General features: G+C 67.5%; 10 protein-coding genes. 3 read left to right on the top strand and 7 right to left on the bottom strand.

The genetic code is table 11. The annotated features are described in order from the left end of the window. Positions 1-27: 27 nt before the first annotated feature. From AC3A6R_RS21355 to AC3A6R_RS21335, 5 genes are all read right to left on the bottom strand, one after another. Positions 28-5,763 carry an autotransporter-associated beta strand repeat-containing protein gene (locus AC3A6R_RS21355; RefSeq protein ID WP_487865513.1) on the bottom strand — a complete coding sequence of 1,912 codons (5,736 nt, stop codon included), beginning with the start codon at positions 5,761-5,763 and terminating at the stop codon, positions 28-30. A 195-nt stretch (positions 5,764-5,958) separates the two neighbouring features. Further along, positions 5,959-7,833, bottom strand: coding sequence for a site-specific integrase (locus tag AC3A6R_RS21350; protein ID WP_487860155.1), 1,875 nt, complete (start codon positions 7,831-7,833; stop codon positions 5,959-5,961). After that, positions 7,830-8,090: a hypothetical protein gene (locus tag AC3A6R_RS21345; protein WP_487860156.1), complete on the bottom strand. Its 261-nt coding sequence runs from the start codon at positions 8,088-8,090 to the stop codon at positions 7,830-7,832. Before AC3A6R_RS21345 ends, AC3A6R_RS21350 begins: the two co-directional genes overlap by 4 nt. A 593-nt stretch (positions 8,091-8,683) precedes the next feature. Further along, positions 8,684-9,766, bottom strand: coding sequence for a ParB/RepB/Spo0J family partition protein (locus AC3A6R_RS21340; RefSeq protein ID WP_487865512.1), 1,083 nt, complete (start codon positions 9,764-9,766; stop codon positions 8,684-8,686). 198 nt (positions 9,767-9,964) lie between these two features. Then, positions 9,965-11,119, bottom strand: a complete 1,155-nt coding sequence (locus AC3A6R_RS21335) for an AAA family ATPase (protein ID WP_487860158.1) — start codon at positions 11,117-11,119, stop codon at positions 9,965-9,967. A gap of 640 nt (positions 11,120-11,759) precedes the next feature. On the opposite strand from AC3A6R_RS21335, the gene AC3A6R_RS21330 reads away from it, so the two are divergent. Continuing rightward, a complete protein-coding gene (locus AC3A6R_RS21330) occupies positions 11,760-13,133 on the top strand; it encodes a RepB family plasmid replication initiator protein (RefSeq protein WP_487865511.1) in 1,374 nt (457 codons plus the stop codon). 68 nt (positions 13,134-13,201) lie between these two features. Here AC3A6R_RS21330 and AC3A6R_RS21325 read toward each other — a convergent pair whose 3' ends face one another. Further along, a complete protein-coding gene (locus AC3A6R_RS21325) occupies positions 13,202-14,665 on the bottom strand; it encodes an MFS transporter (protein ID WP_487865510.1) in 1,464 nt (487 codons plus the stop codon). Between the two features lie 194 nt (positions 14,666-14,859). Between AC3A6R_RS21325 and AC3A6R_RS21320 the strand changes: the two genes are divergently transcribed. Continuing rightward, positions 14,860-15,672, top strand: a complete 813-nt coding sequence (locus AC3A6R_RS21320; RefSeq protein WP_487865509.1) for a helix-turn-helix transcriptional regulator — start codon at positions 14,860-14,862, stop codon at positions 15,670-15,672. A 505-nt stretch (positions 15,673-16,177) separates the two neighbouring features. Beyond that, positions 16,178-21,589, top strand: a complete 5,412-nt coding sequence (locus tag AC3A6R_RS21315) for an AAA family ATPase (RefSeq protein WP_487865508.1) — start codon at positions 16,178-16,180, stop codon at positions 21,587-21,589. Here AC3A6R_RS21315 and AC3A6R_RS21310 read toward each other — a convergent pair. Further along, a complete protein-coding gene (locus AC3A6R_RS21310) occupies positions 21,555-22,253 on the bottom strand; it encodes a response regulator transcription factor (protein WP_487865507.1) in 699 nt (232 codons plus the stop codon). The genes AC3A6R_RS21315 and AC3A6R_RS21310 overlap by 35 nt on opposite strands. Positions 22,254-22,255 lie beyond the last annotated feature (2 nt).

The following is a 22,255-nucleotide window of genomic DNA, read 5'->3' as shown; positions in this document are numbered from 1 at the left end:
GCGGCGCCTCCGTGCGGCGCCACGGCCTCACCACTTGACCCGAACGCCGAGCGTGCCGTTGACCGCGCTCTTCACCTTGGCGCCGCCCGAGGACCACAGCTTGCCCAGCTCGCCGTAGATGCTGGTGCGCTGGCCGAGCGCCAGCGTGAAGCCGCCTGCGAGCTCGGTGCTCGTGCCGCCGCTCGGCGCCGCGATGCCGGTGCGCGTGACGCCGTTCACGAACTGCGCAAGGTCGGTGCCGCTCGACGTCCTGTAGACGTTGACGCGGCCGTACGGCTGAAGCGTGCCCATACCCGTGTCGACGTGGCCCTTGACCCGCAGACCCGCGCGCGCGATCCAGCCGCTGTCTGCGCGCGGCTGCACCACCGCGCCGGCGATCGCCGCGTCGTCCAGGTCGAGGTGCTGGTGAATCAGCTGCAGCTGCGGCTCGATCTGCCAGCCGCCCGCGCCGAGCGCGAAGGCCTGGCCGACTTCCATCGAACCGAGCAGGCTGTTGCCCCTGCCTTCCACTCCGCTGCCGAAGCCCGGCCGCACCGTGTACCTGTGGCGGCCGGACTGCACCACCGCATCGGCGTGGAAGCCGTTGTCGCCGGTGAAGGTGCCGTACACGCCGAAGTACTGGCTGCGCAGGTCGTTGCGGCCCGCGTACAGGCCGGCCACGCCGCTCGCGAAGCCGTTCACCGTCGCGTCGCCATCGAGCTGGCCCACGTAGAGACCGGCGCGCCAGTTCGGCGTCGCCAGCAGGTCGGTGCCGGCCTGGAAGCCCGTGAGATCGCCCTTGCTGGTCGGCGAGACCGTGCCGCCCTGGCGAATGTCGAGGTCGGCGGAGAGCACGCGCCCCCACGCGCGGCGCCCGGTGCCGGTCGTCAGCGCGGCCGTGCCCTTCACGTCGTCGTCGCCCACGCGCCTGCGCAGATCGCCGAGCATCGCGAGGTTGCTCTGGCGCAGCTGGTTCGGCAGCGCGGCGTAGAGCGAGGCTTCGGCGCGGTAGGTGACGATGGGGACGATGCTCGGCGCGCTCGGCACACCGGGCTCGCCGGGCACCTCCGGCGTGGCGCCGGGGAGCGTCGAGCGCAGGTACCAGTTCTCGCCCGCGCCGGCAGCGTCGGCCGCGTGCAGCCGGTACTCGTAGGCGCCCGCATCGACATGGCCGCCTTCGAGCGCGAACGCATCCCGGGTGGTCTGCGCGGTGGTCGTGGCGCCGTTCTGCGCCGTGATCACCTCGATGCCGTTGCCGCTCGTGAGCGCGCCCAGGCCGGCGAGCTGCGCGAACTGCACACGCGTGGTGCCGGTCGCCGCGCCGCCGTCGATCACGAGGCGGTCCGACGGGCCCGTCGCGCCGAGCGCTGTGCCGAGCCTGAGCACGCCGTTGCTTCCGACGTAGTTGCCGCGGACCGTGAGCGTCGTGCCCGGCGCGCTGCCGGCCAGCGACACGGTGCCGCTGTTGGCGAGCGACGCCACCGTCTGGCTGAAGCCCGCGAGGTCGAGTGTGGCCCCCGCCGCCACGCTGTGCGCCGAGCCGGCGCTGAAGGTGTTGGCCGCGCCGGCGCGCAGCGTGCCGTTTGCCACGTTCGTCGCGCCCGTGTAGGTGTTCGCGCCCGAGAGCGTGAGCGTGCCTGTGCCTTCCTTGGTGATGAAGCCGCCGCCGCTGATGGCGCCGGAAAGCGTGCCACCGAACGCGCCGGTGTCGATGACCGGATCGTTCCGGCCCGTGAGCGCGAGCGCGTTCGCGATCTCCAGGCCATCGGCCGCGAAGCCTAGCGTGGTGCCGTCGTCCATCGCGAGCGTGCCGGTGCCGAGCGCCTGGCCGTGGCCCACATCGAGGCGGCCTTGCTTGAGCGCTGTGCCGCCGGTGTAGGTGTTGGCGCCCGACAGCGTGAGCGTGCCGCTGCCGATCTTGACGATCGCGCCGCCCACGCCCGAGATCGTGCCCGACACCTCGGTGCTCGTGTTCAGCCCGCCCGTCGTCAGCGCCTTGGCACCGAGGATCACGTCGCCCGCGCCCGACAGCGCGCCGATGGCGATGCCGTCGTTGGTGAGCGAGCGGATGCGCAGGCGGCCGCCGGCCTGGTTGACCACGGTGGCCTGGTCGGCGGTGGCGCGGTCGAAGATGTCGATCAGGCCGCCGCCTTCGTTGACGAAGGTGGCCCCGCCCGCGCTCGCATCGTCGAGCAGGTTGATCGCGCCGCCGGCGAAATTGGTGATGTGCGCCTTGCCGGCGGTGGCGTTGAACCAGAGCGTGGTGTTCCCGCCGCGGTTCTCGATCACGGCATTGCCGGCGCTCGCGCCGTCGCGGAAATCGGCCGACGCATCGGTGTGCGTGACGATGTGGGCGTGGCCCGCGGAACTCTTGTCGCCGAATTGAACGAAGCCTGCGTTGTCGGTGGGCAGCGCGCCGCGCGCGGCCACGTCGATGGCCAGCTTGCCCGCATCGGCCGTGCCGCCGAACAGGAGCGACGCATTGCCGGCCACTGAAACGGGGCCGTTGCCCAGCGCCCCGGTCACTTGCGCCTGCAGGCTCCCGGCAGCGACGTTCGTGCCGCCCGCATAGCTATTGGCCGCGCCCAGTGCGAGCGTGCCGAGCCCCGTCTTGACGAGCGCACCCGCACCCGAGACCTCGCCGTCGAGCGTGAGCGTGCGGGTCGGGTCGACCTCGAAGCCACCTGCACCTGCGCCGGCGCCGGCGCCGGCGCCGAGAGAGACCGTCCGCGCCGACGTGATCGTGCCGCTCGCGCGCAGCGTGCCGCCGTCGAGCGTGAGACCGCCCGTGGCCGCACCCAGATTGCTGTCGGACGAGATCTGCAGCGTGCCGGCGCGCACCGCGGTGCCGCCGCCATAGGTGTTGGTGCCGGTGAGCGCGAGCGTGCCACTGCCGGTCTTGGCGAGGCCGTCGGTGCCCGCGACGACGCTGTCGATCGTCGCCGTCCAGCCGGCGCTTGCGCCGCTGCCGTCGCCCACGCGCACTTCGACCGGGCCCGGCGACGCCTTGTCGGCCACCAGCGCGAGCGTGCCGCCCGAGACCCGATAGCCATCGCTCGCGAACTGCATGCCGCTGGCGATGACCGGGCCATCGGTGGTGTCGACCACGACGTTGCCGGCCGCGCCGCCGAAGATCGCGAAGCCCGGCTGCTGGAGCGGGCCGCTGGCGATGCCGCCCTCGTCGGCCCAGTTGGGCGCGGTGGCCGACCACGTGCCGCTGCCTCCACCCATCTGGGTCGGGCTGGCCAGGCCGTTGCCGTTCCAGAAGTTGAGCGTATAGCCGGCGGCGGTGATCAGGTTGATCTGCTTGCTGCCCGTGAGGATCTGCACCGTGCTGCCGGCGGGCGGCGCAAAGCCGCTGCCCGACATCGACAATTTGCCGCCCCAGCGGAACAGGTTGTACAGGCCCGGCCCGATGCCGCCCGCATCGCGCACGTTCAGCGTGGCATCGCCGAGCGACAGGTTGCCGCCCACCGCCACGTTGTCACCCTGCCCCGGCACCGCCGCCAGCCCGCTCGGCGCGCCCAGGTCGAAGTCGAGCTGGCTGCCGCTCGCGAGCGACAGGTCGCCGTCGATGCGCAGCGCACCGATGCCGTTGCCGGCCGCGGGGTCGCCCGCGGCCAGGTGGCCACCGCTCGCCACGGTGACGCTGCCGCCGATGCGGCCGAAGCCGCTGAGCGTCGCGCCGTCGTCGACGTTCACCGCGCCCGCAACGCTTGCGCCGCTGTCGGCCGCAGTGCCGCCCACCGCCAGGCGCCCGCTGCGCACCTGGGTCGCGCCCGTGTAGCTGTTGACACCGTTGAGGAACAAGGTGCCGCTGCCCTGCTTTTCGAGGCCGCCGCTGCCGGAGATCTCCCCGCTGAAGACGCTGCTCGATGCGTTGCCCGCCGTGAGCGTCGTCGCGCCCATGTCCACGCGCCCGCTGCCGCTGAGCGCGCCGATCGTGAGGGCACCGCTGTCGACCTGCCGGATGCGGAAGCGGGCGCTGTCTTCCACGTGCACGGAACCGGTAGGCGCCAGCGCGCCATCGCCCTCCACCGCCAGCGTGCCGCCCGAGATCACCGTGCCGCCCAGGTGGGTGGCCGCGCCGGCGAGCACCTGGACGCCCGTGCCGCTCTTGTGCAGCGTGCCGCTGCCACTGATTTCGCCGTTGAAGAAAGAGCTGGTGCCGCCCGACAGCGTGAGCGACTTGGCGCCCAGCACCACCGCGCCGCCGCCGGCCAGCGCGTTCACGGCCGTGCCAGTACCCGTGATGGCCGACACATCGAAGGTGGCGCCGGTGCTCACGTCGAGCAGGCTGCCCGCAGGCAGCGCACCGTTGTCAGCGAGGGCCAGCGTGCCGGCACCGATGCGCGTCGCGCCCGCGTAGCTGGACGCGCCGCGCAGCGTGAGGGTGCCGGCAAGGCTCTTCTGCAGGCTGCCCGCACCCTCGATCGCGCCCGAAAAATCGCCGGCCGCGACGGCCAGGGTCGTCGCGGCCTGGCTGCCCGTGTTGACCGTGCCCGCGCCCTGCAGGTTGCGCACCGGCAGTACGGCCGTGGCGTGGTCGTTGAAGTCCAGCGTCGCGCCGCTTGCCACGAAGGTCGTCGGGGCCTTGCTCGTCATGGCGGGAACCGCAGCGGCGCTCGCAGCGCGCAAAGTGCCGAAATCGACGCGCAGGTCATGCTGCGAGAACAAGCCCGTTGCGCTTGCGATTTCGACGATGCCGGTGTTGCCGAGCGAGCCGATGTTCAGCGCCGAGCCGTAGTCGATGTAGCCATCGAATCGCAGCGTCGTGCCGGCGGCCGCCGATACCGTGGCCGGGCCGGCCAGGCGGACGGTGTTGCTCACGGTGGTCGAGGCAGCGCCCCGGACCTCGGCGTTTGAAATCGAAAGATCACCCGCACCCAGCGACGACCCGCTGGCGATGGCGAGCACGCCCTGTTCGACGCGCGTGCCGCCCGTGTGGGTGTTGGCGCCCGAGAGCGAGAGCGTTCCCGCACCGACCTTGACGAGCGAGCCGCCGCCAGACAGCGCACCCGACATCGTCGCATTGAAGCCATTGGTATCGAGCGTGGAACCCTTGCCCGTGAGCGTGGCGTCCATCGCGGACACGAGACTGCTGTTGACGACCCGCAGCGTGCCGCCGGACCAGTTGAAGGCGCCGCTGGCGCCCGCGTTGGCCGGAACCAGCGCGTACAGGCCGCCCGTCTCCAGCGTGCCGCCGACGTCCAGATTGAGTGTGCCTTGGGCGCCAGGCTGCAGACCGACCTCGATGGTGCTGGCGCGTACGGTGCCGCCGCTGCGGATGGTCAACGTCCCGGTACCGGCAAAGCCGACCAACAACCCGCCGCTTACGTCGACGCGCGAGCCTGCGCCCTCAACCAGCATCGTGGTTGGGCCACCGTCGCCATCTATAAAGATCCTGGCCGAATTGAGGATGCCGCCGTTGGTGACGGAAAGCCCGCCCGCTGCGCTTCGGCCGAGCGACAGATAGTTGGTCTCGGCGCTGAACAAGCCGCCGGTAATCTGCGCGGTGCCCGGCGTGGAGATCTCCACGTCATCGCTGCGGGTCGGCACGGCGCCGGTGCTCCAGTTGGCCGCATCGAACCAGTCTCCGGGCACTGGCGCCAGCCACGTCTGCGCATGGCCGGCCGGCGACATGAGCGCGCCGAGCAGCGTGGCGCCCAGGAGCAGCGCGGCACGAAGCGCCGGCGGCCCGCCACTCGAGGATTTCGCGGTTTCCGAAACAGCTTGGCGTGCGCCGGTGCGGCGATTGATGACGATGCGGTGGGTACGGTTCATGGGAGGAGTCGATGAGCAGCGCCGCACCGGATGGGCTGAAGGCAGGGCCGCAAGAAAGAGAGGCGGTCTGCAGAACGAGAAGCAAGCCATTGCGGGCGCTCTCTCCTGGAACTCGACCGGCGAACTGCTGTTAATTGTTACGTGTGTAGCGAAATATCGCAACGTGTAACTTTTTGACTATAAGACAGGAGTTGCTCAAGGCCGCGGGACCCTCGCCGCGGACAGGTACATCGCGGTGGTGCCGGCCGATGCGTGGCCGAGGTTCTTTTGCACCACCTGCACCGGCAGCGGCGCCTGCCCTTCCCTGCCGCGCAGCGCGTGCGCGCCGTGCGTGTGGCGCAGCCAGTGCGTGCTGGCCTTGCGCAACTGCTGCTGCGCTTGCTGGCCCTCGAGGCGTTCGGCGGCCTGCGCGAGAAAGGCCTTGATCGCCTGGTACAGCCCGGAGGCCGACCAGGCGACTGGCCGCAGTTGCGCATCGAAGCGCGCGAGCACCGGCACGCCCTGGTTGCCGGGCGCATCCACCTGCAGGTCGAGGCCGTGCCGCGCGAGCTCTTCGCTCAGTTCATGCACCAGCTCGGCCGGTACCGGCACCTGCCGGCGGCGCGCGCCCCGGCCTGCCACCGACAGCGTCCAGGCCGTCCCCGTGCCGGTGTCGGGCGGCTTCAGGTCGCCGCAACGCAGCGCCGTCACCTCGCCCAGGCGAAGCCCGGTGGCATAGAGCCAGCGCATCGCGCGACGCAGGCGGCGGCCGGCCTGCGTGTCCGCATGGCCGCGCAGCAGCGCATCGACGTGGTCCCACTGTTCGAAGCTCAGCGTGCGGCTTGCGCCGAGCGGCAGTGGCCGCTCGGGCGGCAGTGCCACGTCGTCGAAGGGATTGGCGACCAGGTAGCGTTGGCCCACGAGAAACGCGAACAGGCTGCGCAGGATGATCAGCGACTGCCGCAGCGCCACCGGCGTGAGCGCGCCCTCGAGCGGCCGCCATGACGCCGACCAGCGCTGGTGATGCCGGGGCCCGCACCAGGCCGGCGGCGGGTCGGCCAGAAACGCCCGGTAGGCGTCGACGTCCTCGCGCGCGAGCGACGACAGCGCCGTTCCGCGCTCCAGCACGGCCCAGAGCAGCAGCCGCTCGGCTTCCTTGCGGTACGAGCGCTGCGTGGACGACAGCGCGCCGGCGGCTTCGCACCTTGCGCCCTTTGCGGCGAGCCAGGCGCCGATCGCTTCATGGTCGTCGGCCGCCTGCAGCAGGCAGTCTTCGGGCGGCGCGCGAAAGCGCCCGGTGCGCCCGTCGAGCCCGGCCGGCAGCACGAACTTCTCGTACGGCACCAGCGCCGTCGCGGGCGGCACCACGGCCGCCAGCGCGCCAGGGCTCAGCTGCGAGCGCGGCTGCACCGCATGCGGGCCGACCCGCAGGCCGAGCACCTGCTCGTGGGCATGCAGCCACTCGAGGATGCGCGCGGCCTTGGATTCGCCCACGCCGGGCACCTGCACCCACCAGCGCGCGCCCGCGAGGTTGATGCGCGCCACCAGCGCCTCGAGCGTCGGCAGGCCGGCGCGCTCGAGCCGTGCGGCGAGTGCCGGATGCAGCCACGCCGCCGCGCTGTCGCCGGGCCGCGGGTCCTGCGCGACCAGGTCTTCGAGCCAGCGCAGCGCCTCGAGCTGGCGCGCGATGACGCGCGCGCGGCGCGAGGGCTGCGCACTGCCCTGCCCTGCGCCGCCCCGCGCCTGCGGAAAGGCGGCCTCGTAGGCCTCGACCTGCTCGGCTTCGGAGAAATCGGCAAGGCCCTGGGCTTCGGCGAACTCGGCGAGGCTCGGCAGCGCGGGCGACGCGGTGAATCGCTCGGGATCGAGCAGGATCAGCCGCGCGGTGCCCGGCTTGTGCTCGCGCCGCGCCGCGGCCGCGAAGGCGTCTCGGATCCAGGCGATGGTGCGCCGCACCGTGCGCAGGTCGACATGCTCGCCCTCGAGGCGCAAGTAGCGCTCCCAGCTCGCGCGCTCGTCGACCCCCTGGGCCAGCGCCCGCATGAACGCGAAATGGCCGCGATGGAGTTTGCGCGGCGCGGTCTTCTTCACGTGGGGGTGTTGGAATCGGCCGGTGCCTGCCAGAACTTCCACCAGGGCCGCGGCGGAACCGGTGCTTCGGGTGGCAATTGCTGGAGGTTGCTGGCGCGCACACGCTGGCGCAGCTCGACTTCGAGGGCGTGAGCCACGCCGTACGCATCGCGCTCGCCGCGCGACGCACGCGCTCGCCACTCCACGGCCAGCTGCTCGAGTTCGGCGTCATCGAGGCTTTGCAGCTCTTCCTGGGTGGGCATGGCCGGTTGGTTCATGGGCGCTCCCGGCGGGCGCCGGCCGGGGCCGGCATCGGGCGCAGATCGTAGGTCCGCGTCAAGGTCATCTGAAATTGTCGTTGGGTGTAGCCATTGGGTGGGAATGCTATCGGTGCCAAAGGAGGGCACGGCGCATGCGCCGCGCCTTTTTGGCGACATTGTGCAATCGCATAATCATCAATCTCTATTCTAGGTGCTTTGCGGCCTAGATTCGAGAATCGAATGTCGGGAAATGCGCTAAGTCGTTGATCTGCATGGCTCTTTTTGCTTCGGCCCGGCGCTGGAGGCGCCGCTTGCATCCGGTTTCGGAGAGACTGGTTGCATTGCCGGCGCCAAGTGCGCGGCACGGCAGGAGATCGGAGGATGGAGGCAAGGCGAATGAAGGATGTTAGCGCACACATTCATATGCCGCTCGTCTCGATTCCCATGACGGCTTGTCGACGCGCGCATGAAAGCCCGCGGTTGACAGGCCCAGCCCCCGCCATGCCGCGGATCGCGCCTCCTCTGCCCTCCTCCGCTCCGGCGCACCTGCGGGCTGCGAGCAACTGCCGGCAATTCCCAACGGCACTCACATTACGAGGTCCTACCCTTGTTCAGCCAAGCATCTGCACCTTCTGCAGCACCTCCGAGATCGCCTTGATGAGCGCCTCCGTCGGCGGCTGGGCCGCCACGCTCGGCAGCAGCGTGAGCGTCACCGCACCATCGGTGCCCCGCACGCATGAGCCCACGGTCTTGCCCTCGCTCTGGATTGCGATCTTCTGCGGCTTCGCGCCGGGCTCGTTGCCCAGCAGCCGCGCCACGACGACGGCCGGCAACAGCTTCTGTCCGCGCACCTTCTCTGCCCGCTTGAGCACGCTGCGGCGGTCCTTGTCGAGCGCCGCGTTGAGTTGTTCCGCATGGCGGTACTGGATCTCGAGCGGGCTGCGGAAGCATTCGACGACGGCCGACGGTAGCTGCGCCACGATCAACGCCTTGCGCACCCAGGTGTGGCTGACGCCGAGCTTCTCGGCCATCTGGCGCTGTGTCGGGAACAGCTGCTCCTCGAGCGCACGCTGGTACATCACGCCCTGTTCGTACGGCGAGAGATCGGCGCGCTCGCGGTTCTCGCGGTCCATGGCCGCGAACAGTTCGGCGTCGCCGAGCTCGTCGACCCAGATCGCCGCCAGCACCGGAATGCCAAGCTCCAGGCAGGCCCGGTGCCGGCGATGGCCGAAGACCAGCTCGTAGCGGTCGGGCTGGTCCGGCAGCGCCCGCACGAGGATCGGCTGCACATTGCCGCCGGCCTGCTCGATGTCGGCCTTGAGCCCTGCGAACTCGGCGTTCTCGAACGAGGCCGGATGCCGGTTGGCCCAGCGCGAGGCGCGGATGCTCGACGGGTCGAGCTTGCGCGTGGGCGTCGAGTCGTCGTAGTGCCGAAGCCGCTCCCGAAGGGTCGCCAGCTCGCCCTCCACCGCCTGCATCTGGCCGCGGAACGCGAGCATCTGGCCCGGACCGGTGCGCGGCGCGAACTGGCCCGGCTGTGCCGGTGGAAACCTGGTTTCCACGGCGGCACCGGGCATGGCCGGCGGGATCGGCGCGGCAGCCGGAAACGCTGCAGCCGGGCTGGGGGCCGGAGCGGGCTCCGGAAGCGAGAGTCCCGCTGTGAGCGCTTCGAGACGTTTACGCGTGCTGGCCATTGGGACCTCCATTGCAGTGGAAACCTGGTTTCCACGCCGAGCGCGTGGTGCGACTGAACGATGCATGCGGACCCGCGTCCGCTCCGGGCCGGCGTGGAAACCAGGTTTCCACGGCCGCGCCCCGAATCAGGTGGAAACCAGGTTTCCACGCGCCGCGTGCGGCGGCACACCGGCCGCTCACGAGATCGGCCGACGCACTCATTGCATCTCCCCCTTGTCGGCCCAGCTGCTCACCACAGACTGCTCGACCAGGTCGACGAAAGAGTCGTAGGCATCGGCCGCGCGCTTGTAGGTCTTGGCGGCACCCTCGTATTTCTGTACGTCGTAGACGGTCGCGAACTCGGCCGCCTTGTTGCTCGTCACGCTTGTCTTGGGAATCTCGACGGGCAGCGTGTACTCGCCATAGGTCGCCTGGATCCACTGCCGGACCGCCGGCGTGGCCGGGTCGCTCGGGTCGACCCGGCTGAGCAGCACGTGCAGGAAGTCGAAGGCCTTGCCCGCGCGCTCGCCGCTCTGCGCATCGAGGTTGCCGCCCAGGTCGGCGAGCAGCGACCAGAACTGGGCCGACGATGCGAAGTCGAGGCCCGACGGCGGCACCGGTACGATGATCCCGTTGGCGGCCCAGAGGCCGTTGATGGTCACATAAGACAGCGACGGCGGCGTATCGATGACGATCACGTCGTAGAGATCGCGCACGCTCTCGAGTCCGGCATTGAGCACGTCCCAGAACCGCGCACCCGGCTCCTGCATCTGGCGCGCTGGGAGCGCGAACTCGGCCGAGAACAGGAACGGTGCGGCGGCCACCAGATCGAGGCCGTCCCAGTAGGTGGAGCGGATCGCATAGCGGATGTCGGACTGGCTGCCGTCGCACAGCGGCGCGATCGTCATGTCCTCGCTGATCTCCGCCTCGGGCAGCAGGCCGTGCAGGGTGGTCAGCGATCCCTGGGGATCGGTGTCGATGGCCAGCACGCGGTGGCCGCGCAGGCTCAGGCCCTGTGCCAGCACCATCGCGGTGGTCGTCTTGGCGACGCCGCCCTTGAAGTTGCCGACCGCGATGGTGAAGGCCTTCTTGCCCGCGGGACGCATCTTGTCGGCACGGTAGGTGCGGGTCCAGGTGCGCAGTTCGCTGAGCTCGAAGTTGCGCTTACCGCCAGCCGGCGTGAGGCGCCCGCTCGGCAGATCGTCCTTGGTGATGCGGTAGGCCACATGCGCCTTGTCAACGCCGCACAATGCCGCCAGCTGCGCGGTAGAGTAGACGGGCGGGATCTTGCGCGCCTCGGGCGCGAGGAGCCGGCCGCGAATCTGCTCGACCATCGAGCCGGCTCGCGCGGCCAGGGCTGCGATGCGCGCCATGTCGATGCGCGCGCGCGGCGGAGAGGCAAGCGCGACGGGAAGGGGGGCCGTGGAAACCTGGTTTCCACCAGCAGCCGGTGTGGGCGACGCCATAGAGAATAGCCTTATTAGACGGAATCCGGCCATTCTATGAGAATCCGTCGAATGAACAAGATCTGCGATAAACATCGTGCATATCGCCGATCCAAGTGTGAGAGCGATTGGGGACCAAGGTGAGGAGGATTGGGATTCCGACCTCGGGCGGTTGCCGCAGGGCACCCCGGAACCCCGATCGAGGTGCCCCGGGACCCGCCCAGCGACGCCAGCGGGTGCGCCAGCGCCTGCAACGCGTGTGCAAGCGCCCTGCGGGCCTGCCGCGCCCCTTGTCCACTCACATCAAATCCCATCCGTTCCCACATCAGCGGGCGCCAAATCCCTTTCGTTCTCACATTCAATCCCATCCGTTCTCACACTCATTCCCAGCGCTACTCACAGTTCCGCTTGCAAGTGGCTGTCGCCATTGAAGAAACAGGACCGTCAACTCTTCAATATCCCAAGTGTTCTTCTTCAAAGTCTCAAGGCACCGCTGCATGAACCTGTGAATTGACCCATTCACAAATCCGCGGCATGATGTGAAATAAACGATCTCCCGGAAAAACCCATGGAAGAGGGCGAAGCGCCACGGCCGCCGCCGAAACCGCCTGCCGTCACCGACGAGCAGAGCGTGGCCAAGGCCAACGAGGCCATCGCCATCCGCCCGAAGCGGGGCCGGCTCACGCTGCTGTCGCGGCGCATCTACAACGCGCTGCTGTACCACTCGCAGAAACAGGGCGTCGACGAGCCCGTCTACAAGCTGGCGCTCAGCGAGCTGATCGGCGATGCCCGCTTCAACTCCAACAACACCGAACTCCTGAAGTCGCACCTGCGCGACATGCAGGCCACGACCATCGAATGGTCGACCAGCGGCGCAGGCCTGAAGCGCTGGGTTTCCTCGCAGCTGCTCGGCACCGTGTCGATCGAAGAGCAGGGCAGGGGCCGGCCCTGCACCATCACCTGGCGTTATCCCGAGGAGATCCGCGAACGCCTTGTCAAGCCGCACCAGTACACCCGCGTACTGCTCGAGATCAGCGCCCAGATGCGCAGCTACCCCGCGGCCGTGCTGTACGAGATCGGCGCGCGCTATCTCACCTCGCCGAGCCGCCTGTCGATGCGCGAGGACGTGCTCTGGTGGGCCGCCGTGCTCACCGGCCGCAGCGACATCACCGAGGTCGACTACCGCTTCCTCAAGCGCGACGTGATCAGCAAGGCGCTGGCCGAGATCGAGGCGCTCTGCGAAGATTTCAGCCTCGAGCTGATCGAGCACAAGCGCGGCCGGCGCATCGAGGAGATCCAGTTCAGGGTCGTGCCGAAGCTGCAGCAGCGCCTCGGCACGGCCGACGACCCGAGCCGAAACGTCTTCGACCTTGAACTGGTCGGCAAGCTCATCGCGCTCGGCCTGAAGCAGGAGGAGGCGCAGGACCTCTACGCGACCACCGACGAAGGCCAGTTGCGCGCCACGCTCGAGCATGTGGAACAGCGGCTGCGCAGCCAGGCGCTGCCGACGCTCAAGTCGCCCGCGGCCTATTTCAAGGACGCCCTCAAGAAGGGCTATGCCGGCGTCAAGGGCGAGCCCGAGCCCGCCGCGTCAGGCGGTCCAGGCGGCCCGGCCGCGGCGCCTCCCGCGCCCGTGCTCGACAGCCAGGACCGCATGCACCGGATCCGCGAACTCTGGGACAACGACCGCATGCAGAAGGCGAGGGGGCTCTACCAGGAGATGCCCGAGGCCATGCAGGCCGAGATGCGCACGCGCTTCGAGGCCGAGCGCCTGCCAGCCATCGCCGCACCGATCGCGCGCGCCTGGCGCCGCGACGGACCGGCCAGCCGCATCGCGGCCACGACCTTCCACCGCTGGCTCGCGCAGGCCACCTGGCCCGAGGAACCCTCCGACCGGGTGCTGCTGGACTTTGCGCTGGCGCAGGGCGTGGCGGGAATGTGAGCACGGAGGCGAGTTGATCTCTCAATCGGTGTGTTGAGTGTGTGCTCACCTTCGACTGATGCTCCACGTTATCGAGCCGTTCCCTCGCCGGTGTCGCCGCTGACGCCGATATGCCGCAGCGTGATCGCCGCCAGCCCCGCCAAGACGGCGATCCCGATGCCGCTGACCGCAGCCGCCAAGTTGAGGCCCGCGACGAAGGCGGCCTGTGCCTGTTCCAGCAAGCCGTCCGGCAGGAGCTGCGCGACCGACCTGGCGCCGGCAAGGCTGTCCGAGACGGCCCGTTCGATGTCCTGCGCCAGCGGCGCACCCTCGCGATCGGCCATCCGGGTCCGGTAGACCGCAGTGGTCAGGCTGCCCAGCGTTGCAATGCCGAGCGCCAGGCCAAGCTCCTGCACCGTCTCCGACATGGCCGACGCCGACCCCGCCTTCTCGGGCGGTGCCGCGCCCACCACCAGATCCGTCCCGAGCGCCGCGATCGTGCCCAGGCCGAGATACACCAGGGAGAACGATGCCGTCACCTGGGCCAGGCCATCCGGTCCGCGGTCGAGCTGGCTCAACATCAGATAACCCAGTGCGGACAGCGCCAGCGCGGCCGCGATCACGTGGCCCGGCCGGATCCGCCTGGCAAGCAGGGGCGCCGTGATGCCCGCCATCAGCATCGCGAGGGCAGGCGGCCCCATCCAGCGTCCCGCCGCCAGCGGCGACAGCCCCACCACCAGCTGGAGGTACTGGGTCACCAGCAGCATCGTCCCGCCGACACCGACCAGGCCCACCAGCAGCACCCCCAGGGCGACGCTGAATGCCCGGTTGGAGAACAGCTCGATGTCGACCAGCGGACTGCGCAGCCGACGTTGCCGCCGCACGAACACCAGCATGAAGGCCGCGCCTGCCGCGATGGCCAGCATGGCACCGGCCACGATCCCTTCGTTGGCCATCTGCTTCACGCCGTAGACGACCGGCAGCAAGGCCAGCAGCGAGAGCGCGACGCTGGGCAGATCCAACCGCCCTTGCTGCGGCGCACGGTACTCCGGCAGAAGAAGCGGGGCGGCCATGAGCAGGAGCGCGACGACCGGGAGCGCCACGAGGAATGCGGCGCCCCATCCGTAGCGCTCCAGCAGCAGGCCGCCGACCACCGGCCCGGCCGCCATGCCGAGCGCAAACATGGTCGCCCACACCCCGATCGCCAGCGCGCGCTGGTGGGGGTGGACGAACATGTTGCTGATCAGCGCCAGCGTCGAAGGCATCAGCGTCGCGCCCGCCACGCCGAGCAGGGCGCGCGCCGCGATCAGCATGGCGGCGCTGGTCGAACAGGCCGCCAAGGCGGAGGCAAGCCCGAAAGCGGCCGCGCCGAACATCAGGAGCTTGCGCCGCCCGATGCGGTCACCCAGCGTTCCCATCGTGATGAGAAAGCCAGCGATCATGAAGCCATAGGCGTCGACGATCCAGAGTGCCTGCGCGCTCGTCGGGCGCAGGTCCATCGCGAGCGCGGGCAGTGCAAGGTGCAGCAGCGTCAAGTCGAGCCCGAGCAACATGGTGGGCAGCGAAAGCAGGGCCAGCCCCGTCCACTCCCGGCCTCCCGCGCGGCGTCCGGACACAAGAGACAAATCACAAATTGCGGTCAAAAATCGCCTCCGATTCGCGTTGGGTTGAGTCAGCCAGCGCATCTTCAGCGGCCCGTGGCACTATTACAATTTAAGTATTTATCCTATTGCCAAGAGTGACAGCCATGGGCGAGCGAAGCCTCAGCCGCATCAGGAACGAGTTGTCGGCGTTTCTCACCCGGCATCGCCTGAAGCTGACCCCGGCCGATGTCGCGCTGCCCTCGCGGGGCCGCCGCCGCACGCCGGGCCTGCGACGGGAAGAAGTCGCGGCGCTCGCCGGCGTGGGCCTGACCTGGTACACCTGGTTCGAGCAGGGCCGGGACATCCGCGTGTCCGAGAAATTCCTGCTCGGCGTGGCCCACGCGCTCAGGCTCGACGACGCCGAATGCAGCCATCTCTTTCTTCTGGCCCACAACCGCCCGCCACCGCCCGAGGCGCACCAGGGTGCCTGCGTCACGCCGCACATCCAGGCACTGATGGACGAACTGGCGACAAGGCCTGCCTATGTCGCCAATTTGCGCTGGGATGTCATTGCCTGGAACACGGCGGCCGACGATCTGTTCGGCTTCGGCGCCCGCACGCATGGGCTGCGCAACATCCTGCGCCTGGTGTTTGCCGATCCCGACATGCGCCGGCGCCTGCCTGCTTGGCACGACGATGCGCCCAGGCTGCTCGCGCAGTTCCGCTACGACCTTGCCGTGGCACCGGACGACCCATCCATGGTGGCGCTGGTCGAGGACCTGAAGGCGTTGTCGGCGGACTTCCGGCGCTGGTGGGAGACGCCGGAGAGCGCGCCAGCGTGCCGGGGCATCGGTTCGGTCATCGCGAGCTGCGGAGAGCGCGAGGATTTCCAGCACGAGACCTTGGTGGTGGATGAGCACCGCCACCTCCGGATGGTGGTGCACTTCGCCGAGCCGGCGGAACACGGGCGGCCATGAGTTCTCTTGGCTCTCTCAGCCCTATCGAATACCGGGTGAGCCTTGGGCTTGCGGCGTAAAACCAGTCCAAGTTTTTATCCGCACCCCGATCAACAGGCGATGGACGCGCGCCATCGACTTGGCGTCAATTCCGCCGGCATACTCGCGGATACTTGGATTAGAAGAGATCATTGAGGCTGTAAGGCGCAGGATCTTTAGCTGACGTTCGCCTCTTGTGCGCCAAGCACGCGCGAAGGTCGACTCTCCTGGAGGTTACCTATTCTGATAGCTACCGCTGTGCGTGCCCCGCCCGGGCAGTGCGTCGGTCTGATGGACGCAGGACACGGTGTCTCCTTCGATAGGGTCGATACCAAAGTAGGGCTGGACGTTGCACGCTGTACCCCTCATGATCGGGAAACAACTATGTCCTAGGGACCCGATGCCAGAGAGCGGATATTCATTCGAAGTTCTCAGGCCCGGAGCAGAGTTCACCCTGTACAGGCGCAGGGCGCCAGGCAAGCCGTCGGTGCTTGCGCTCGCCGCCACGCCGCCTTCGTCCTCACGCAGTATCGGGCGACTGGTGCACGAGAACTCCTTGGCGGATGAACTGGATGCATCCTGGGCCGCACGTCCGCTCGCCCTGACGCGGCACGAAGGTCGGCAGATGCTCCTGCTCGAGGACGCCGGCGGCCTGCCACTGGATGTGATCCTAGCCGAGTCGCGCAACGAACGAATCGACCCGGTGCAACAACTGCAACTGGCAATAGAGATAACCCAGGCGATTGGGCACATCCACAGGCAGGGGCTGATTCACAAGGACATCAAGCCGGCGAACGTGTTGGTTGACGGAGCGGGGCGAGTTCGCCTGACAGGCTTCGGCATCGCGTCTCGCCAACGCACTGAGCGCCAGGCGCCGCCGCCCGCCGTCATAACAGGCACCTTCGCCTACATGGCCCCGGAACAAACAGGTCGCATGAACCGGTCAATGGACGCCCGCAGCGACCTGTATTCGCTGGGCATCACCTTGTACGAACTGTTCACGGGCGCCATGCCGTTCAATGCCACCGATCCGATGGAGTGGATTCACTGCCACATCGCCAGGCAGCCCTTGCCGCCGAGCGCGCACACCGACGGTTTCCCGCCGGCGATCGACGGCATCCTCCTGAAGCTCCTGGCCAAGAATCCCGAAGACCGCTATCGCACCGCAAAGGGCTTAGAGGCCGACCTTCGCAAATGCCTCGCCATTGGGTCCTCGCATGGCGCTGGCCAGGCATTCGTGATGGGTGAGCATGACCTCGGCGATTCGGTGCTCGTTCCCGAAAAGCTCTATGGCCGTGATGCGGAGATTGATGCCTTGCTCGCGGCCTTCGACCGGGTGATCGTCGAGGGCAGCAGCGAGATCGTGCTGTTGTCTGGCTACTCCGGCATTGGAAAGTCGTCTCTCATCAACGAACTGCACAAGGCCCTGGTTCCTCGCTCTGGCCTTTTCGCGTCCGGCAAGTTCGACCAGTACAAGCGCGATATTCCCTACGCGACGCTGGCTCAAGCATTTCAGGCTCTGGTGCGCGAGCTGCTCAACAAAAGCGACGTCGATCTCGCGCACTGGCGCCACGAACTGATCGCGGCGTTGGGATCGGATGGGCAGCTCATGGTGAACCTGGTTCCGGAGCTGGCGCTGGTCATCGGCGAACAGCTGCCGGTGGTGCAGTTAGACGCCCCGTCGGCGCAGGCGCGCTTTTACCGGGTGTTTTGCAGCCTACTCGGTGTCTTCGCTAAGCCGGAGCACCCGTTGGTCCTGTTCATCGACGACCTGCAATGGCTGGACGCGGCAACGCTGGAGCTGCTCGAGCGCTTGGTGACGCGCAAGGAGGCACGCTATCTCGTCTTCATTGGCGCGTACCGCAGCGACGAAGTTGGCGACAATCACCCGCTGGCCCGCACGTTGGCAGCGATCCGCAGCGACGGCGGCGCGGTATGCGAAATCGCGCTCGGTCCCATGCAGGTCGACCACCTGGCGCAGCTCTGCGCGGATGCCCTCGGCACGGACATCGTGCGCGCCCGCCCGCTTGCGGAATTGGTATGCGAGAAAACTGCGGGCAACCCGTTTTTTGCTGTGCAGTTCATCACCGCGCTGGCGGACGAAGGCTTGCTCGTCTTCGATGCCGGCAATGCCGCTTGGCAGTGGGACATCGCAGGGATGCGCACACTAGGCATCACGGAGAACGTGGCTGACCTTATGTCGGCCAAGCTCGGGCGTCTGCCTTTCGGCACGCAGGAGGCATTGGGGCAGCTCGCCTGCCTGGGCAATGGAGCTACGATCCGCACGTTGGCCCTCGTCCGCGAAAGCACCGAGGCCCAAGTGCAGACAGCACTGCAAGATGCGGTCGACGCAGGCTTGGTCTCTTATGGCGGTGGCGCATTCAACTTCGCGCACGACCGCGTACAGGAGGCGGGCTATGCATTGATCCCGCCGACCACTCGCGCCGAAGAGCATCTGCGGATCGGGAAGGTGCTGTTGTCGCTGACGACCGCAGCCGAGCTCGAAGAGAGAATCTTCGAAGTGGTCAACCAATTCGAGCATGGCGCGTCGGCCATCAAATCGCTGGCAGAGCGCGAATCGACCGCGGCGTTGTATCTAACCGCCGGCAAGCGCGCGAAGGCGTCGAGTGCGTATGCCTCTGCAAGAGCCTACTTCGCATCCGGTCTAGTCTTGCTGGGGGACGGCGGTTGGACGAATCAGCACGCGCTTGCGTTCGAACTGCAGCGCCATTGCGCCGAATGCGAGATCGTGTGTGGCGACATGGCTGGGGCCGAAGGCCGGCTAGCCGAGCTCGCCCTTCGGGCGCGAGGCACGATCCCGCAGATCGAGGTCGCATGTCTTTCCGTTCTGCTGTATTTCACGACGGGCAGGAACGAGCGCGCAGTCGAAGCGGCTCTGGCGATCCTTCCGCGGATCGGCATCACGTGGACGTCGCGTCCCACCGAAGCGGAGGTTCGCCGCGAATACGTCGAGATGCACGAGCGCTTGGCGGGCCGACGTGGGCAGGCACTGATCGACATGCCTGTCATGGACGATCCGATCTGCATCGCCACAATGGCTATCCTGACGGAGCTGTTTCCCGCGGCCTACGCCGTCGACCGGCACCTATTGGGGCTCGTGCTGCTGCGCATGACGAACCTGAGCCTGCAGAACGGCAACTGCGAGAGCTCGAGCGTCGCCTATTCAGCGCTGAACATGGTGCTGGGCCCACAGTTCGGCGACTACACCACGGCATACACGCTCGGACAGCTTGCTTGCGACCTGGTGGACCACCGAGGCATGGATCGTTACAAAGCGCGCGTGTACTCGTGCTTCGCAGCCTTTGCGATGCCTTGGATCAAGCACCTGCCGCTATGCGAGCCGCTCATGACGCACGCCTTCAATGTCGGAAGTGCGATGGGCGACAAGGCTTTCGCCGCCTACAATTCGAGGAACCTGATCACACACCTGTTAGTGTCAGGCGTTCCGCTGCTTCAGGTGCAGCACGAAACTGAACAGGTCATCGCTTTCGCTAGCGGCGTCGAGTTAGGCCTACCCACCGATCGCTTCATAGGGCAGCTTGATCTCGTAAAAAAGCTTCGCGGCATCCCGGCTGACCCTCGCCCCGACGACGAAGCCTGGGCCTGCCAGGACGTGGAGCCGCATCCCGGACTGGCCATGATGGTCTGCTATTACTGGGTGTTCCGGCTGCAGGAGCGCTTCTTCGCAGAAGACTTTGACGCGGCGCTGGCTGCTGCCGAGCACGTGGAGGGCATCCGCTGGGCGATGCGCTCTTCCATCGAAGAGGCCGAGTACGACTTCTACGCCGCGCTTTCTTGCGCGGCCGCTGCCGACAACGGTCCCCGGGAACAGCGAGAACAGCGCCTGCATGCCCTTCGTGTGCACTACGACCGAATCGCCGGTTGGTCGGAGAACTGCCCCGAGAACTTCGCGAATCGAAAGGCACTGATAGGCGCAGAGATTGCCCGGCTCGAGGGCCGCCGTTTCCAAGCGCAAGTACTCTACGAGCAAGCGGTGCAACTCGCGCGTCGCCACGGCTTCTTGCAGAACGAAGGCATTGCCAGCGAACTCGCGGGCCGCTTCCATGCCGCTTGCGCTTTGGATACGGCTGCCGACGCTTACTTGCGCAACGCACGGGTCTGCTATGAGGAATGGGGCGCGGACGCCAAGTTGAAGCAGCTCGATGCGCAGTACCCGCACTTGTGCGAGCGCGTGACATCCGCCTCTGGCGTCGCGACCATTGATAAGGCCGTTGCGCAACTGGACGTCGAGACCGTCGGCAAGGCTTCCAAGACGCTGTCGAGCGTGATGATTCTGCCAAGCCTTCTCGAAAAGCTCATGCGGCTTGCCGTCGAACATGCGGGCGCCGAGCGCGGCCTGCTGATACTGGTCCACGCCGGGGAGCCGCATGTCGAGGCGAAGGCGCTAACCGGGTATGGGAGCGTCGAGGTAGTGGTCCAGAGTGCGCGTGTGATGCCTTCGGACCTGCCGCACTCGATGCTCTACTACGTGCTGCGTACGGGCGAGCGCATCGTGCTAGACGATGCCTCGGTCGCGGGCATGCATTCGCAGGACGAATACGTTCGCAGCAACCGGCCTAGGTCGGTGCTGTGTCTACCGATCTTTAGGGAGGACGACGTCATTGGCGTGCTCTATCTCGAGAACAACCTCACCACGCGTGCCTTTACCTCGGATCGGGTGGCCGTGCTGGACTTTCTCGCTTCCCAAGCCGCGATCTGGCTGGAGAATGCACGCCTCTATTCCGAGCTGCAGCGCAGCGAAACCTGGCTTCGGGAGGCGCAATATCTCAGCGCGACAGGGAGTTTCTACTGGAACGTGGGCACCGATGCAATCGCTTTCTCGGCACAGACCTACAGGCTGTACGAACTTGACCCGACCGAGCCGATCACACCGGCCTTGATTGCCGCCCGCTATCACCCCGAGGACCTTCCGCTGCTGGAAGAGATGATCGCCATCGCGCGCGGCCCCGCGACCGATCTCGACTACAGGTTGCGCATGCTGATGCCGGACCAGTCAGTCAAGCATTTCCACTTGGTGGCGCACGCCACGCGAAGCAAGGACGGTGAAGTCGAATACATCGGGGCGGTTCAGGACGTTACGCAGCGCTACCTGGCCGAAGAGGCGCTCGGCAGGGCTCGGTCCGAGCTCGCTCACGTAGCGCGGATCACGACGCTGGGCGTCCTGACCGCGTCGATTGCGCACGAGGTTAACCAGCCTTTGCTGGGCATCGTCACCAATGCAAGCACGTGTCTGCGCATGCTGGCCGCCGATCCGCCGAACATCGAGGGCGCGCGCAAGACAGCGCAGCGCTCGATACGGGACGGGCATCGCGCTGCGGATGTGATCAAGCGATTGCGGGCACTTTTTGGGCAGAAGGGCACTATCACCGAGATGGTCGATCTGAATGAGGCCGCGCGCGAGGTACTTTCGCTTTCGTCCATTGAGCTCCAGCGCAGCAGGGTCGCGCTGCAGATTGACTTGGCGGCCGACCTGCCGCCGGTGCGAGGAGACCGGGTGCAGCTCCAGCAGGTCATGCTGAACCTGTTGCTGAATGCATCGGATGCCATGATCGACGTGCATGACCGCACGCGCCAGCTGGCAATCACCACTGGACTCGACGAACACGACCAAGTACGTCTGACCGTGCGCGACACCGGAATTGGCCTGGCGGCCGAGGCCATGGATCGCCTGTTTGAAGCGTTCTACACGACCAAAGCTGGCGGCATGGGAATGGGTCTTTCCGTCAGCCGCTCGATTATCGAGAGCCATCACGGGCACCTGTGGGCGTCGTCAAACGACGGCCCGGGCGCCACCTTTGCATTTTCCGTTCCACGGGGTGGGTCTATGCCCGAGGAAACCGCGGTACTTGGCCTCTGACGGAAAGCCCCAGACGCGGCGGGTCACCCCTTAGCGGCTCGTTGAGGCGGGCAGCCACCCCCAGTCGCGCTGCCATGTTTACAAGATCGGCCAGCGAACCTGCGTTCATCTTCTGCATGGCCCTGCCGCGGTGCGCCTTCACTGTTATCTCGCTGATGTTCAGTTCGCTGCCGACCTGCTTGTTCAGTAGCCCTGAGACGACCAGCGCCATGACCTCTCGCTCGCGACGGCTCAGCGAAGCATAGGATTCGCGCAGCGTTCGCATACCCTCTTCTCGTGCAAGCGCGATCCGGCTGGCTTCGATTGCATGCGCGATGGCGGTGATGAGGACTTCATCGTCGAACGGTTTGGTGAGGAACTCGACCGCTCCGGCCTTCATCGCCTTCACTGTCATCGGCACGCTGCCGTAACCGGTAATGAAAATGATCGGCATGTCCGAGCGGTCGACGCCGATTTGCGCTTGCAGATCGAGTCCGTTGAGGTCGGGAAGGCCCACGTCTAGCACCAGGCAGCACGGCGTGCAAGCGCGTTCGCGGGCAAGGAATTCGCGGGCCGACGAGAAGCTCTCCGGCGCCCAACCTGCGCACTCAACTAGCGACTCCAGCGACTCGCGAACGGAGACATCGTCGTCCACGATAAATACAAGGGGCGTGGTGCTGATCATGG

Source organism: Variovorax sp. Soil_C_19, assembly GCF_057657255.1.
This window is presented reverse-complemented; position numbering and strand designations above follow the sequence as displayed.